General features: G+C 34.8%; 14 protein-coding genes. 8 read left to right on the top strand and 6 right to left on the bottom strand.

The features are described 5' to 3' along the window. The first annotated feature begins 93 nt into the window (after positions 1-93). The 3 genes from ACQ76T_RS11265 to ACQ76T_RS11255 all read left to right on the top strand — a co-directional run bounded on the left by ACQ76T_RS11265 (position 94) and on the right by ACQ76T_RS11255 (position 2,681). Complete coding sequence (locus ACQ76T_RS11265; RefSeq protein ID WP_431343388.1) at positions 94-1,704, top strand: Na+/H+ antiporter; 1,611 nt, start codon at positions 94-96, stop codon at positions 1,702-1,704. A 70-nt stretch (positions 1,705-1,774) separates the two neighbouring features. Beyond that, entirely contained in the window at positions 1,775-2,086 is a 312-nt protein-coding gene (locus ACQ76T_RS11260) for a hypothetical protein (protein ID WP_431343387.1), read from the top strand. Positions 2,087-2,096: 10 nt separating this feature from the next. Continuing rightward, positions 2,097-2,681: a Crp/Fnr family transcriptional regulator gene (locus ACQ76T_RS11255; protein WP_431343386.1), complete on the top strand. Its 585-nt coding sequence runs from the start codon at positions 2,097-2,099 to the stop codon at positions 2,679-2,681. A 179-nt stretch (positions 2,682-2,860) separates the two neighbouring features. Here ACQ76T_RS11255 and ACQ76T_RS11250 read toward each other — a convergent pair whose 3' ends face one another. Then, positions 2,861-3,517, bottom strand: a complete 657-nt coding sequence (locus ACQ76T_RS11250) for a DUF1349 domain-containing protein (RefSeq protein WP_431343385.1) — start codon at positions 3,515-3,517, stop codon at positions 2,861-2,863. A gap of 145 nt (positions 3,518-3,662) precedes the next feature. On the opposite strand from ACQ76T_RS11250, the gene ACQ76T_RS11245 reads away from it, so the two are divergent. The 3 genes from ACQ76T_RS11245 to ACQ76T_RS11235 all read left to right on the top strand — a co-directional run bounded on the left by ACQ76T_RS11245 (position 3,663) and on the right by ACQ76T_RS11235 (position 6,197). After that, the gene (locus tag ACQ76T_RS11245) at positions 3,663-4,421 is read left to right on the top strand and encodes a response regulator transcription factor (RefSeq protein WP_431343384.1); all 759 of its coding nucleotides are present in this window, start codon (positions 3,663-3,665) and stop codon (positions 4,419-4,421) included. Positions 4,422-4,546: 125 nt separating this feature from the next. After that, on the top strand, positions 4,547-5,422 hold the full coding sequence (locus tag ACQ76T_RS11240; protein WP_431343383.1) for a pirin family protein: 876 nt from the start codon (positions 4,547-4,549) through the stop codon (positions 5,420-5,422). Between the two features lie 46 nt (positions 5,423-5,468). Further along, on the top strand, positions 5,469-6,197 hold the full coding sequence (locus ACQ76T_RS11235) for a M17 family peptidase N-terminal domain-containing protein (RefSeq protein WP_431343382.1): 729 nt from the start codon (positions 5,469-5,471) through the stop codon (positions 6,195-6,197). A gap of 60 nt (positions 6,198-6,257) precedes the next feature. Here ACQ76T_RS11235 and ACQ76T_RS11230 read toward each other — a convergent pair whose 3' ends face one another. Beyond that, the gene (locus ACQ76T_RS11230; RefSeq protein WP_431343381.1) at positions 6,258-7,454 is read right to left on the bottom strand and encodes a hypothetical protein; all 1,197 of its coding nucleotides are present in this window, start codon (positions 7,452-7,454) and stop codon (positions 6,258-6,260) included. A 433-nt stretch (positions 7,455-7,887) separates the two neighbouring features. Here ACQ76T_RS11230 and ACQ76T_RS11225 point away from each other — a divergent pair, with 433 nt between their 5' ends. Together ACQ76T_RS11225 and ACQ76T_RS11220 are read left to right on the top strand one after the other, a co-directional pair. After that, positions 7,888-9,507, top strand: a complete 1,620-nt coding sequence (locus tag ACQ76T_RS11225) for a reverse transcriptase domain-containing protein (RefSeq protein WP_431343380.1) — start codon at positions 7,888-7,890, stop codon at positions 9,505-9,507. 107 nt (positions 9,508-9,614) lie between these two features. Beyond that, positions 9,615-11,741, top strand: a complete 2,127-nt coding sequence (locus ACQ76T_RS11220) for a DNA topoisomerase 3 (RefSeq protein WP_431343379.1) — start codon at positions 9,615-9,617, stop codon at positions 11,739-11,741. Positions 11,742-11,818: 77 nt separating this feature from the next. On the opposite strand, the gene ACQ76T_RS11215 is transcribed toward ACQ76T_RS11220, so the two are convergent. From ACQ76T_RS11215 to ACQ76T_RS11200, 4 genes are all read right to left on the bottom strand, one after another. Beyond that, a complete protein-coding gene (locus ACQ76T_RS11215) occupies positions 11,819-12,310 on the bottom strand; it encodes a hypothetical protein (RefSeq protein WP_431343378.1) in 492 nt (163 codons plus the stop codon). Positions 12,311-12,510: 200 nt separating this feature from the next. Next, positions 12,511-13,365 carry a helix-turn-helix domain-containing protein gene (locus ACQ76T_RS11210; RefSeq protein ID WP_431343377.1) on the bottom strand — a complete coding sequence of 285 codons (855 nt, stop codon included), beginning with the start codon at positions 13,363-13,365 and terminating at the stop codon, positions 12,511-12,513. Positions 13,366-13,806: 441 nt separating this feature from the next. After that, positions 13,807-14,229, bottom strand: a complete 423-nt coding sequence (locus ACQ76T_RS11205) for a hypothetical protein (protein ID WP_431343376.1) — start codon at positions 14,227-14,229, stop codon at positions 13,807-13,809. Positions 14,230-14,250: 21 nt separating this feature from the next. Then, positions 14,251-15,120: a helix-turn-helix domain-containing protein gene (locus ACQ76T_RS11200; RefSeq protein ID WP_431343375.1), complete on the bottom strand. Its 870-nt coding sequence runs from the start codon at positions 15,118-15,120 to the stop codon at positions 14,251-14,253. Positions 15,121-15,169 lie beyond the last annotated feature (49 nt).

The raw sequence follows: 15,169 nt of genomic DNA, 5'->3' as shown, positions 1-15,169 counted from the left end.
TGAAATTATTATTTTTAAACAGAGACAATACACAAGTGCTTTAGCAAAAATCCATATAAATCAGAATCTAATTCTACTCATTTAAAAAAAACTATGCACGAAAAATTACTTTTAATACTGGGACTTCTGCTCGTTGTTATGCTTTTGGTTATGCTGGCACAGCGTATCAAAATTGCTTACCCTATTTTTCTGGTCCTTGGAGGATTAGGAATCAGTATCATCCCTGGAGTTCCCGTTTTGAAACTGGATCCGGACATCATATTTTTGATCTTTTTACCTCCGCTTTTGTACGAAGCAGCCTGGTATACCTCATGGAATGATTTCTGGAAATGGAAGCGTCCTAGCAGCCTACTGGCTTTTGGTCTTGTATTTTTGACTTCTTTGGTGGTTGCTTATACCTCTCAGATGCTGATTCCCGGTTTTACCCTTGCATTAGGTTTTTTATTGGGAGGAATTGTTTCTCCGCCTGACGCAGTAGCCGCAACAACAGTATTGAAGGGATTAAAAGTTCCCAAACGGACAATTGCAATCCTGGAAGGGGAAAGTCTTATTAATGATGCTTCTTCGTTAATTGTTTTCAGATTTGCTCTGGCTGCCGTTGTAACAGGAGCATTCTCGATGCATGAGGCCACAGGACAGTTTTTTTGGGTTGCAGGAATGGGAATTGTAGTTGGAATTGTGGGAGCACACATTTTTTATGCCATTCACAGATTTTTACCTACAACCCCGGCGATTGATGCAGCCCTTACGGTAATGACTCCCTATATTTTGTTTCTCTCAGCAGAACATTTTCACTTTTCGGGAGTAATGGCTGTGGTAAGTGGAGGGTTATTTATGTCTTTCCGTGCTCATGAAATATTTAAAACCGGAACTACAAGAATCAACATGACAGGAGTGTGGAATACCCTGATCTTTGTGATGAATGCTTTGGTCTTTGTTTTAATAGGTCTTGAACTTCCGGATATTATCAATGGTTTAGGAGAAACTTCCTTAATGGATGGGGTAAAATATGGATTAATTATAAGTTTGATCGTTATTGTAGTCCGTCTTTTATGGATTTATCCGGTTGCTCATATTCCAAGATGGCTAAGCGAAAAAGCACGCCGGGATCCAAGTCCGGGATGGAAGAATCCTTTAATTATAGGCTGGGCAGGAATGAGAGGGGTTGTTTCTCTGGCAACGGCATTATCTATCCCGGTGATGATGAATGACCAGGCGCAGTTTCCGATGAGAAACCTTATTATTTTTATCACTTTCATCGTTATTTTTGTAACATTGGTTTTTCAGGGACTTACACTTCCTTTGATTATTAAATTAACCAAAATCGGAGAGATCGATTCTATCCTTCCTTCTCATGAACAGCAGGCAGGAATTCAAATGAGGCTGGATAGGCTGGCTGTTGACAGACTTAATAAGGAATATGAAACTTCCATAGAAACCAACAGCCTGGTAGAAAACCTGAAAAAAGCACTGGAAAATGATATTACTCTTCACCAAAATCATTTAAGCTCCCTTGAAATGTGTAGCAACAGGCAAAATGACATGAAAGAATATCATAAGATCATGCTGGATATTTTTGCTCATCAAAGAAAAGAGCTTTTTAAAATGAAACGCGAAAAGCAGTTCAGTGATGGCGAGATCAGAAAAGCAGAATCACAGCTGGATCTGAATGAACTGAAAATAACCGGAAATAAGCATCTTTAGAAAGTAAAAAAAACGAAAAAGTATAAACGAGTCATAGAGTACCTATAGAACTTTTAATCTCTCAAGTATAATGAAAACACTCCATTTTTTAGTTATCGGAAAGAATCAGGAGATTCTGGAAGTCTTAAAAAGAATTATTGAAAACAACGAAGGCTGGACCGCTGAAATCCAAAGCGATGAAAATTTCTGCTACGGATATGTAGAAGAGAATGAGGTAGATATTGTACTTCTAAGCTCCGGTCTGGAAGATGAATTTGAAAAAAAAATTAAAGTATTTTGTGAAAAATTAGATAAAAACGTAAAAGTAATTGACCATTATGGAGGAGGAAGTGGCCTTTTGAAGAATGAAGTTTACAGTCTTTTTCCTAATTTGCGGGAGTAAACTTTAAATTATGTTTGAAAACATCATCAAAAACATTACAAGATTCATTACGATTACCCCGGAAGAGGAAAAAATATTTACAGACTTACTGGTTTGCCAGTCATTCCCAAAGAAAACAATTTTATTAAGAGAAGGAGAAGTCTGTCAATTTGAAGGATATATTCAGAAAGGGTGTTTGAGGATGTACTGTTTGGATGATGATGGCTCGGAGGTTACTTTATTGTTCGCTATCGAAGACTGGTGGATTAGCGATATCTCTTCTTTCCAGGAACAGAAACCTTCTAAAGTATATATAGAAACTCTGGAAGATTCAGAAATTTATATGCTGAATCCCACTACGAAAGAAAAGCTGCTGAATGAAGTTCCAAAATTTGAAAGGGTGTTCAGAATGCTTGTGCAGAGAAACCTTGCAACGCTTCAGAGCCGTTTGGTAAATACGATTTCAAAAACTGCTTCAGACCGCTATCTCGAATTTATCAAAGTATATCCTTCCATTCCGCAGCGAGTGGCTCAATATTATATTGCTTCTTATCTCGGTGTTTCTAAAGAGTTTGTGAGTACCATCAGAAAGCGTCTGGCATCAAAAGAGAAATAGGTACAACTTCATCATAAAAGCGGTACCTATAAACGAAATAATTTAATCATCAATCCAAAAAAGCATTCATCAACCGTTGCTTGTTTATCGTTGTTCCACAACCACGAGAATTCTAAGTGATAAACCATCGGTTGAATAAAGCTAATTTGAAAAAATTATATATCGAATTTTCTATGGTGTTATTTGTTCTTGTTTAACCATTCCAATCTTCGTTGATCAGGAAGGTGCTTTACCTGAAAATGTTCAAATTTCGCATTGAAACCATTTCCATCAGGACAGGCGGCCATTAAGCCTACCATCACAGGAGTGTTATCCTGCAGATGAGCATTCCTCATCATAATATAATTTTTGTCATCGAAGGAATAAAAGATCTCAACGGCATCCAGACGACGGATCGCTTTAATCCATACAGACTGGGGTTTGTCTTTCAGTTCTATAACACTCCAGTCGCTGGTGTTATGGGTAACAACTGTGCTTAGATTATATTTTCCGTCTACGTATTCGATTCCGAATTTTATATAATTCTGAGGATCTGTACGAAGCATCAGGCCCATCTGATCAAATCTTACTTTATAATCACCTGTAATTTTTACTTTAACTTCAAATTCACCGCCATAGGTGGAATAATAAAACGGAGCATCATCTACCGTAAATCCGTAATGAGAAATACGCCAATAGTCACTTTGCGGAGTAACGAACATCGATAATGTATTATCCTTTATTTCCCATTTTTCAGGTTCATTGAACCAATTCATTTTTTCTAAACGTTGCGCTTTTACGTTGTGTAAGAATCCCGTCATGATAGACAGAGATGCCGCCAGTAATAATTTTTTCATTAAAAATATAATATAAACATACAATGAAACAGAATATTTTTTTTCGAAAGTGATATTCTGCTTCATCGAATAACCACTAAAAAATCTATATTTACAAAGGTAATTTGCCTCCAAAAAGAATTCAATAGTTAGTAATAACCATACGATGAATATTAAGGCTCAACTTGACAAAGCATTATTAAACCAGTCTTTTGAAGATAAAAAGACCTCAGAAATCTGTCTGAAATACAGATCCATTGCAAAGATGTATGCTGAAATTGAAAATGCGATCTGTGTACTTACAGATCTCAAGACGAGAAAAAGCGTAATTTACTATGGTGGTATAAGTTCGCTGATCGGGGAAGATCGTAAGGGAGATGAAGTAGGAATTTCTTCGATTTGGGAAGATGATATCCTCAATAAAATACATGCTGAAGATGTCAGAAAAAAACTCGTTCTGGAACATTACTTTTTTCATTTTCTGAAAGATATTCCCATAAAAGAGTGGACAGATTACTATATGGCTATTAATCTTAGAATGCGAAGTAATTCCGGAGAATATATTACGGTATGGCATCGTATGTTTTACGGTATTGAAGAAGATAAAGTAAGAATGGCCCTCTGTATTTATAATATATCCGGAAATAATGTAAATGCCTTACTTCACGAAAATGGAGTTATCGTCAATTCTATGAATGGAGCTACACTTTACTACAAAGAATTTACATATAACGATGTACTGTCGGCAAGAGAAAAGGAGGTTCTTTTGATGATTGCTCATGGTAGAATGAGTAAGGAAATCGCTGAATCACTGGGGATAAGCTTAAATACCGTCAATAGACACCGGCAGAATATTCTTCAGAAATTACAGGTGAAAAATTCAATTGAAGCATACAGACTGGCCAAAGCAATGGGACTTGTCTAAACAACAATATACCGAAATAGGAAAATATTTTTCCATTACAGGCATTTATTAAACTAGTTAAATGTACAGGGCCTCCAGGTACTCTAAATTTGTCATATCAAAAATGAACAAATAAGAACCTAGATATGGACAGAAAAGATTTTATAAAAAAAGGACTATTGGGAACAGGGATGTTTGTAACCTCTGCTTCACTTGCCAACACCATGAAAAATGACATCGACGAGATTGAACCGCTAGAACCTATAGGATACAATCACTTACCCAACACCCCATCAAAAATCAAAGAAAACTCTGTTATCCATAAAGCGGATTCACGGGGGAAAGCAGATCACGGATGGTTACTAAGCCAGCATACCTTTAGCTTTGCCAACTATCACAATCCTGAAAGAATGCACTTCGGTGTTTTGAGAGTCCTTAATGATGACAAAGTAGAAGCAGGAAGAGGTTTCGGAACCCACCCTCACGATAATATGGAAATTATCAGCATTCCTTTGGAAGGGGATCTTGAACACAAAGACAGCATGGGAAATACAGCAATTATCAAAAGTGGAGACATCCAGGTGATGAGCGCAGGAACAGGAATCATGCACAGTGAGTTCAACAAAAACAGCGATCAGCCTGTGAAGTTTCTTCAGATCTGGGTTTATCCAAAGAAGAGAAATGTAGCTCCAAGATACGATCAAATTACACTAGACAAAACAAAAAGCCGCAACAGATTTCAACAGATTCTTTCTCCCAATGCCGACGATGAAGGAGTATGGATTCATCAGGATGCATGGTTTCATCTGGGAACTTTTGACAAGGACGCAGAAACAGTTTACGAAATCAAGAAAAAAGGAAACGGGGCCTATTTCTTTATCCTTAAAGGAAGCGCAGAAATCGAAGGTGAAAAAGTAGAAGAAAGAGACGGCTTCGGGGTATGGGATATCAAGGATTTAAATATTAAAATCTTACAGGAAGATACAGAAATTCTGATCATGGAAGTTCCTATGACTTTATAAAAAGAATCCCCTATCCGGAAACAAAAATAACCAGCATCCAAACAATATGAAAAATATTCTAAGGGAATCATTAATAATCGTAGTGTTAGCATTCTCTGCATTAAGCTTTGCGCAAACAACCCCTACAGCCGCTCCGAAAACAACAGCCATCGGAACCTCCAAAAATTGGGGAACCGTAGACGGAATCTCTATGGTAGGGTTGGTACAGGGGCCATCTTCAGCCGATGCCCAGCTACAAGTAGCCTGCGTTTTTGAATATACAGACGGAGATATTTTCAATGCTCCGGCTTTACCCGCCAATTTGAATGGATTGGTACATTTGGACGAAGCTTTAAAAGGAGAACTGACCAACATCAGAAAGTCAGGACAGTTTCAGGGACATTCTTTGGAAACTATTTTAATTACTCCTCCCGCCGGATCTATATCTGCAAAGAAATTATTATTGATCGGTTTAGGTGATCGAAACAAATTCTCTCCGGATCTGATGACCTCCGTAGGAGAAGTGGCAGCCCGTGAAGCATTAAGATTAGGCGTTACCAACTTTGCCTTCGCCAGCGATCTGAAAGATGCAGGAATAGACTCTCCAACCGCTTTGATAGCCGGAAATGTAGTAAGAGGAATAGTACACGCCAATCGTTCTGAAAATTACCTGAAGGAACATAAATTATCCACCACAAAAAAAATTGAAAAAGTATATCTGCTTGCCGGTCCTTCCTTCTTTGAAACCGCAGGAGGTGGGATTTCAGAAGCCATTGAAGAAGTAAAAAAGAAATAATGAACTTAGTTTCGTTACTATTGTTGATTCGGCCTCCTTTTTATAAGGGGGCTTTTTGTATTATTTTTTAATTAATTTATTGAATTCATCTTTCATGTCTAAGCGCTCATTAATATTACTTAATTTAAAATGCCTTATTTCTCCATGTCTCAATAAACAATTAGCCACGATAAACTTTACTTTATCTGCTTCTTCTGTATCAAATGTTTTTAATTCTGCATTGGTAATATACCTTTCAGTATTTCTTCCATTTCTGTCTACATATTTAATTCTATAGATTTTATTTTTATTCCAAGTTAGTTTGTCTCTTTTTATATAACCAGAGTTTGTATAATCAGGATATTTTTTATCTCCCAATTCCTCGATATTACCTTTTAAAGATGTTATATTTAGGTTTTCTAAGTTGTCTGTAGATAATTTGTTAGAAAATATATCTTTATAAAGTATTTTAACGGTATGATTTAAAATAATCACTTCTTTAAAAGAAATAATTTTCTTGAACTTATTATTATTGAATTTTATTTCTTTCTCATTTGAAACGATAGAAAAAACTGTCTTATCAATAATAGCATCTTTAATTATCTCTAAAAGATCATTTGAGAAACTTACTTTTTGGATGATTTTATAGGGAATAAATTCTTCTGAGAATGTTTGTTTTATAGGATTATACCATTTACATTTCAATAAATACTTGCATGAGGCTTTTTTTAATGCTCCATCTTTGGGATCTCTACGTTCTTTTAAGTAATTCAAATTTTCTACTACATCAATAACTGTCATAACCGGAGGTAAAAATTCTAAAAAAGCTTCAGTTTTATAATTGTCTTCTTCTTTATTTTTAAACCAACTCATTTTTTTTTTGCCTAGTTCCTCATCTGCTGTTAAAAGAACGACTAACTCATTCTTAAAATCTCTTTTCATTGATGCAAGATCCTTGCTTTCTGATTTATAGTCTGTTTCTGATTCGTTTTCTGGGTTTAATTGATTCTTTTCATTATGTATTTTAGATAATTCATTAGATTTAAACCAAAATTTTTCGATTGAAGAGTTTTTCGAATTAAAAAATGTACAAAGTATTTGACTAGAAATTAATTCTTTTTCTTCGGCATCAGCATTGTATTTATTAGAAATTAAACGTTCTGTTACCACCATTATTGGAGGTGTTAATAATGCAGCAGCTCCAATTTTTGAATTTTGTGCTATGTTATAAGGGTGATTTTTTAATGATACTAAGTCACCAATGGAAAATTCTCCCATAGTTTAATAATATTTTCAAGGTTATATACAAATATAATAATTATTGATTATTTTTGAAGTGCTTGCAAAAAGAAGTTTAATTACAATTAGAAAAAGATAATAGGTTCAATTGAATTTACTTATAACAATTGGGTTATAAGGAAGAAGAATTTCATCAGAGCTGGATGCCCGAGAGGGACAATGCTCGACACGAATGTAAGTAATATCAAACAGATATACAAGAGTATTGATCTAATTATTAAAGATTTCTTATTCTTCATTATTATTTAGGTATTTAACTATATATTCAACTAATATAGACTGAATTATGCCCGTAGGCAGTTCGACTATCAATTACGAAAATATCAATGACTCAGTAATTGAGTACTTATCTGAGCGAAAGCTGTATGTAATTATTTAAGCGATATTGATTTTTTTGCAAGCATTTTTTATAATGGAAAAACCAGATTGGATAAAAGAAAAAGGTTATTTACATCTTTCTCCTTCTCTTAAATTTGGAGAAGATTGGACAAGATATTATTACAGTATTACAAATAAAAAGTACGTTGAAAAATACGCATTTTATCCACTTATACATACTATCTTAAAAGATAGAAAATATAAAAAAGGGGACTCTGAAAAGCATAAGCATAATGATGATCGCAGACATTGTCATTTTCATAAAGAGACCAATAAGCCTGAAAAAACACATAAGCTTCGTCCTTTACATTATGCCAGCCATATGGATGCACTTGTTTTTGGATATTATAAAGATATTCTTAATGGGCTTTATGAAAGTAAGTTAAAACAAAATTCTACATTAGATGCTTCTGTAAATGCATATCGTAAAATTCCAATTTCTAAAGAAAATGAAAAAGGGAAAAGTACAATTCACTTTGCAAAAGAAGCATTTGATGAGATTAAAAAAAGAGGGGAAAATAAAGATGTCTGTGTAATGACTTTTGATTTAAAAAGTTTCTTTTCTAGTTTAGATCATCAATTTTTAAAACAAAAGTGGAAGTGGCTTTTAGAAGTTGATGAACTACCAAAAGATCATTACAATGTTTTTAAGGCCTGTACAAAATTTAGATATGTACTTCTTGATGATCTAAGAATACAAAAGAAAAATAAAAAAGGACGAAGATTAGGATTTGACGAATCAAAGCTTGCTAAAATTAGAAAAGAAAAAGGTTTCAAATGTTTTTTTGGAAGTAATGAAGAATTTAGGAAAACGATTAAAGAAGGAAAGCTTAGAATTTATAAGAATCCGTTTTTTTCTAAAGAAAAAATAAATATTGGAATCCCACAGGGTCTTCCTATTAGTGCACTTCTTGCGAATCTATATTTATATGATTTTGATTTAAAAATTGTCAATGATATTGTTACTGAAAGAGGGGCTTATTATAGAAGATATTCTGATGATATTATTGTAGTTTGTACACCTGACCAATCAGAATTTATTGAGAAATATATTTATGATCTTGTAGAAGAAAGTAAAGTTCAAATCAGTAAAAATAAGACCGAAAAATTTATTTTCAAAAATGTTACTTATTCTCCAAAACATAATGAAAAAAGACTAACCTGTTTTAAAGTAAATAAAGTAACAAAGGAAGAGAAAGAAACACCGCTCTTATATCTTGGTTTTGAATTTAGAGGATATAAAACTGTTATAAAATCAGCTAATTTATCTTCTTATTACAGGAAAATCATTTCAATAACAAAAAGAAGATGTAAAAGAACTCGGATGTTACTGAATAAAACTCCGGAAGCTAAAAAAGCGATTTATATTAATCAAATAAAAAAGCTTTATAATAAACCTTTAAAGATTAAGGATTCTGAAAGTACAGAACTTAAAAAACAAATTAGAAAACGTTACTCTTTGGTTAGAAATGAAAGAGGGTTTTATGAGTTTTCACATTATCCAGTAAATAATAAGAAAGAATCTAACTATTATTCTTATGTAAGGCGATGTTGCCTGATATTTGGGGAAGAACACTTTATGAATCAAATAAGAAAAAGGAAGCATATAGTATTTACAGCGATTAATAGGCATTTACATAAAAAAGTGGATTAATTATTAGTATCTCTCGTATAATCAAGCTTTCTATCTTGATATGTACCTAAATTAGTAAAATCCAAAAAAAATCCCGATTTTTGCACTCCTACAATAAATCCGAGTTCATGAAATTATGTATTGCCGAGAAACCCAGTGTTGCCAGAGATATCGCCAAAGTATTGGGCGCTACCACGCCTAAACAAGGCTATATGGAAGGAAACGGCTATTGCGTAACATGGACGTTCGGACACCTTTGTACCCTGAAAGAACCTCACGACTATGGTCCACAATTCAAATCCTGGAATCTTTTTTCACTGCCGATTATTCCCAACAGCTTTGGAATCAAGCTGATCCCGAATAAAGGCGTTGAAAATCAATTTAAAGTCATTGAAAGATTAGTGGAAGAATGTGATGAGGTTATTAACTGTGGGGATGCCGGGCAGGAGGGAGAACTCATTCAGCGTTGGGTATTGCAGAAGGCCAAATGTAATAAACCGATTCAGCGTTTATGGATTTCTTCACTTACGGAAGATGCTATTAAAGAGGGGTTTGCGAGTTTAAAGCCTGCTGAAGATTATAAAAACCTTTACCTGGCGGGAAATGCCAGAGCCATTGGAGATTGGTTATTGGGAATTAATGCAACCCGACTTTTTACTAAAAAATTTGGTGGAAATAAAGCTGTTCTTTCTATCGGTAGGGTACAAACGCCAACATTGGCCATGCTGGTGCAGCGCCAGAAAGAAATTGATGCCTTTACCACAGAAGAATATTGGGAGCTGAAAACGAAATATCGTGATGTAATTTTCAATGCAGCGATCGATCGTTTAAAAACATTAGAACGTGCAGAAAAAGGACTGGAGTACCTTAAAGTTAATCCCTTTGAGATTGTTTCGTTCGAAATTAAAGAAGGAAAAGAAAAAAATCCACGACTTTTTGACCTTACCGGACTTCAGGTAGAAGCCAACAAAAAATATGGCTATTCTGCAGAGAATACCTTGAATTATATCCAAAGTCTTTACGAAAAGAAGCACGTTACTTATCCCCGTGTAGATACAACCTATCTATCCGAAAGTTTATACCCTAAAATAGAAGGTATTCTTCAGAAAATGCACCCTTATCAGGATTTGATAGCTCCTTTATTAGAAGCTCCCATTCCAAAATCAAAGGCTGTTTTTGATGATGCAAAAGTAACAGATCACCATGCGATCATCCCTACGGAAGTTCCTCCTTCTCAAAATCTGAGCAGGGAAGAAAAGCTGATCTATGATCTGATCGCGAAACGCTTTATTGCGGTTTTCTATCCTGAATGTAAAATTTCCAATACTTTAGTAGAAGGAAAAGTAGGAACCATTCCTTTTAAAACCAGCGGAAGACAGATCCTGGAACCTGGCTGGAGAGCTGTGTATGCTAAAGAGCCGAAAGAAGAACCTACAGATAAAGAAAAAGAAAAGGAAGAAGAACAGACTATTCCCGAATTTATTGTAGGAGAAACAGGCCCTCATGATCCTATGATCCATCAGGGGAAAACAACACCTCCTAAACCGTATACAGAAGCAACATTGCTGCGTGCGATGGAAACTGCAGGGAAACAGGTGGAAGACGATGAACTTCGTGAACTTCTGAAAAATAACGGAATCGGAAGACCATCCACCCGAGCCAACATTATTGAAACCCTTTTCAAAAGAAAGTACATTGAAAAGAAAAGAAAAAACCTGATTGCCACTCAAACCGGAATTCAGCTGATCGATACGATTGAAGATGAACTTTTAAAAAGCCCAGAACTTACCGGAGAATGGGAATCGAAACTCCGTAAGATTGAAAAAGGGGAATATGAAGCCAATCTCTTTAAAGAAGAACTGATACAAATGGTAACAGAGCTTACTGATAAAGTGGTGTATGGCAAAGGAAAAGTGATTACCCTTCAGGAAGAAGAAAAAGAAGAAGTAAAGGAGAAGAAAAAAAGAGAACCGGCACAGAAAAAAGAGCTTCAATCCTGGGAAGAAACGAAATGCCCAAAATGTAAAGAGCACAATCTGATCAAAGGAAAAACCGCAGTAGGCTGTTCCGATTTCAAGAATTGTGGCTTTAAAATTACTTTTGAAATTTTCGGTAAGAAATTATCAGATAAACAGCTTTTAGACTTGGTATTAAAAGGTAAAACTTCAAAATTGAAAGGTTTCTCTACCCATCCGGAAGCTATCACGGAAGGTGTCCTGACATTGAGCGACGACTTTCAGACACAACTTAGCTAATCAATAATAAGTTCAATCTAAAAGTCAACGTCAATTGTACTGTCTATAAATGATGTATTATTCAGCCGACAGCAGATTTATAATATTTCAAGATTATCTTTTTTCTGTTTAATGAACTGAAAAACAGATCCCGCAACAAAAAGCAGGAAGATGATCAGAAGAGTTTGCCCAATTAGCGGATCCTTGATATCCTTAGCAAGAGGATGTCCTATCGGAACCCTTGTAAAGGTCTCATTAATAGTAGGAACCAGAGAGAGAAAAAAGCTGAATGAAAGAAGAAAATTCTCAAAATATCTGGCTTTTCTGATGTCCTTTTTATTGGAGAAAAGAAAGTAGGCAATAGCGATCAGTACTATTATAAATAATGAGAATACATGGCCAGCATTGAATCCTCCATGTTTTGAAATGCCCAAAGCGGTAAGAGAGGTGACGGCAGTTGCATAAAAATATACTTTTCCGGAGAGCTGGGCCAGATTAATTTTACCATATTTAATAAACCCTATAATGGCGCCCACAAGAGCTGTGATGCCAATAATGGTATGGAAAATTCCTAAAATTGATAGATTCATATTGATAGTATTTAAAATTTATACTTATTTGGCTTGAGTTTTAGGTATATTTCTATTCCCTGAAACTGACAGTACAAATTTGCAATAGAAATACAGAAATGATTTTGGGATTTAGTTCAAGAATTTGAGGTTTTAGTCCAAAAAATCATTCCTTATCGAAATAAGAAATGCCTGTATCATGATATGAAAATGATTTACAATTATTTTTTCTTCTGTTCCTGACGATAGTGAGAAGGATTGATAAGATATTTATCAGTGAAATTTTTTGTAAAAGTTGCCAGATCATTAAAACCACAGTCCAATGCTATATCAGTAATGCGTTCATCTGATATCAGCAGTAATTCGGCCGCTTTTTCCAGTTTTTTATTCCTTATATAATTGGCAGGGGTGTCATGGTATAATTTGGTAAACTCCCTTTTGAAAGACGATACACTTAGATTGCTTTGCTCAGCAAGTTGCTCAATCGTTAGTTGAGAAAATAAATTAGCTTCAATAATTTGTTTAAAAGAATAAGTGGTGGGTGAGAAAAGTTGTGACAGTATCAGCTGAACATTTTTAGCATTCTGTGATTGGGCCAGCAGCAACATGATTTCTTTTAGTTTAAGAACCAATATATCTTCATTAATTAGAGAAGGATTTTCAAAATAGAAAAGAAGACCTTCAACATATTTTTGTATCAGAAAATCATTATTTATTTTCTCACTAGATTTGTTTGATACCATATTTGCAGGTTTTTGCAACAATAAAGGCAGTTCTCTGTCATAGATTCTCTTCAGGATATCCGGATAAAAAGTAACGATAACAATTTCACAATGATCCTCCGACTCTGAATTTTGAATATGCTTTCCAGAAGTCATACAATTTAGAAACAAAGAATAATTAGCAGAAAATTTAAACTCCTGCTCATCTGTTTTGTATTGAAACTTCCCTTTAAGTACATACAGAAAACAGGCTTGCTCAGAAACCGGAAAATCATATCTGAACGATCCTTTAAGATCAATTTTTTGTAATAAAGGCTTTCCAAATAATTCGTGTTTTTTGTAATCATTCAACATAATAAAGGACTTTCGTTTTGAATTTGATAAGAGGGAAAGTTAAATAAATTTTTAGTGTAAATGAAAAACAATATTCCTGTTTTGGGGAAGAAGAAACTTTTGCGTACAAGTTGTAGCTTAAAAAACTACTTTGCCTCTTTACGTTCTTCACCTATCTTCCGACTTTTTATTAATACTAAAATTCCCGCAGAATGAGAAGTGCAATGTTGAATTTATGCACACAGTTTGTCATTCTGTCGGAACCTGTCCTTATTTTTTTTATATTTTTCACAAGCTTTATTTTGTTGATAAATACTACCAATGAAGACGTAAAAATTCCCCTACTTTGGAGGGGTGGTTTATCCAAAGCCCTCTCTCCCTGATTTAAACGTGGAGAATACGGGATTCGAACTCGTGGCATTTTGACTGCCAGTCAAACGCGCAGATATTATTTTCTATATTTTATCTGAACAATTTATCATACCATCTGTCAATATCCGCTTTGATATCCTCGTGATATTTGCATAAAATATTTGCCAGTTCCAACTCAGACCTCTCAGATTTATAAGGGTTCAAAGTAAGATATCCGTAAAAATTTCCATCCTGGTCTACAATTGCAGGAGGATAAGAAGCATATGTACTCCAGGGTGAATAGGTGCTGTATGTACCTCCATAATTTCCATAGGAGTTCCAGATAGATTTTGAGCTGTATACATTTCCAAAATCGCCATACTTATTCCATATAGAAGATTTATCAAAAGTATCACAATTTAAACAGCCAAGATATTGCTTCTGATCCGAACCTCCATATAAATGTAAAGTTTGGGCCTGGAAAATACATGATAACAGAAGGCTTACCCATACAACAACTCTTTTTAGATGCATCGCTTTTTCCTTTATAAATAGTTAGTTTATTGTAAACTTTTTCGGAGATTTTCCGGTGATCTGAGTAAATTTTCTGTAAAAATATTCCAATGTATTGAAACCCGATTCAAAACAGATGTTTTTAATGCCGATTTCAGGATTGCTGATCAAAAGCTGCTTCGCGTGTTCTATCCTCAGCTGAATAATATATTCAACCGGAGTACAGTTATAGGAATGTTTGAACTTTTTAAAGAGATTCGCTTCACTCATTCCCGCAACAGCCGCCAGTTTTTTTATTGTAATAGGCTCTCTGTAATTTTGTTTGATAAAATGAACCACCTCCTGAAGCCCGTTCTGTATATTCTCAGCTTTATCCGTATGCAGAAGGATGTGTTTGGCGTTGGTTTTCATCAGTTCATAGATCAGCTCTTTAAGGCTTAAGCTTAAAAGAAAATCTGACGTTCCGTACATGCTTCCGTCTATTCTTCTGTTATAAAGATTTGTAAGACTTTTCCATAAAGATTCATCCGAGCTTACAAACTTTTTCACGGCATTCTCTTTCATCATGATTCCTGTTCTGTCCCAATCAGGATGCCAGTTTTCAATAACTTCCGAAAAAACGCTGTCAATGTATTCCTGTTCTATATCCAGTACCAGGCATTTTGTAGGTTCCCGGAAAACAGGATGAATATCAATACTCAGCTCCTTATTACAAGGCGGAATGAAAACACTTCTTTCATTAAACTCAAACGTCTCTTCCTCACTGCGTATAATCTTATTACCACTCAGCATCAGCGTGATGACAGGCTTTTCAAAAAAAAAGGGAAAATCGTGGCATACTACATTTGTTTCGAACACATTCAGCTCACCGAAGGGAATGCTGAAAACCGTTCTTTCTTCAATCTTTTCCATTATAGCTTAGAGTTTAGGTTAAAAAATATAGAGAATAAGCAAATGATTT

This window comes from Chryseobacterium sp. JK1 (genome assembly GCF_050632815.1).
GTDB lineage: Bacteria > Bacteroidota > Bacteroidia > Flavobacteriales > Weeksellaceae > Chryseobacterium.
Note: the sequence above shows the minus strand (reverse complement) of the source record. Positions and strands in the feature narration are given on the sequence as shown.

Coding starts and splice junctions, on each gene's coding strand:
- ACQ76T_RS11265 (WP_431343388.1), top strand. CDS start 94: ATGCACGAAAAATTACTTTTAATACTGGGACTTCTGCTCGTTGTTATG.
- ACQ76T_RS11260 (WP_431343387.1), top strand. CDS start 1,775: ATGAAAACACTCCATTTTTTAGTTATCGGAAAGAATCAGGAGATTCTG.
- ACQ76T_RS11255 (WP_431343386.1), top strand. CDS start 2,097: ATGTTTGAAAACATCATCAAAAACATTACAAGATTCATTACGATTACC.
- ACQ76T_RS11250 (WP_431343385.1), bottom strand. CDS start 3,517: ATGAAAAAATTATTACTGGCGGCATCTCTGTCTATCATGACGGGATTC.
- ACQ76T_RS11245 (WP_431343384.1), top strand. CDS start 3,663: ATGAATATTAAGGCTCAACTTGACAAAGCATTATTAAACCAGTCTTTT.
- ACQ76T_RS11240 (WP_431343383.1), top strand. CDS start 4,547: ATGGACAGAAAAGATTTTATAAAAAAAGGACTATTGGGAACAGGGATG.
- ACQ76T_RS11235 (WP_431343382.1), top strand. CDS start 5,469: ATGAAAAATATTCTAAGGGAATCATTAATAATCGTAGTGTTAGCATTC.
- ACQ76T_RS11230 (WP_431343381.1), bottom strand. CDS start 7,454: ATGGGAGAATTTTCCATTGGTGACTTAGTATCATTAAAAAATCACCCT.
- ACQ76T_RS11225 (WP_431343380.1), top strand. CDS start 7,888: ATGGAAAAACCAGATTGGATAAAAGAAAAAGGTTATTTACATCTTTCT.
- ACQ76T_RS11220 (WP_431343379.1), top strand. CDS start 9,615: ATGAAATTATGTATTGCCGAGAAACCCAGTGTTGCCAGAGATATCGCC.
- ACQ76T_RS11215 (WP_431343378.1), bottom strand. CDS start 12,310: ATGAATCTATCAATTTTAGGAATTTTCCATACCATTATTGGCATCACA.
- ACQ76T_RS11210 (WP_431343377.1), bottom strand. CDS start 13,365: ATGTTGAATGATTACAAAAAACACGAATTATTTGGAAAGCCTTTATTA.
- ACQ76T_RS11205 (WP_431343376.1), bottom strand. CDS start 14,229: ATGCATCTAAAAAGAGTTGTTGTATGGGTAAGCCTTCTGTTATCATGT.
- ACQ76T_RS11200 (WP_431343375.1), bottom strand. CDS start 15,120: ATGGAAAAGATTGAAGAAAGAACGGTTTTCAGCATTCCCTTCGGTGAG.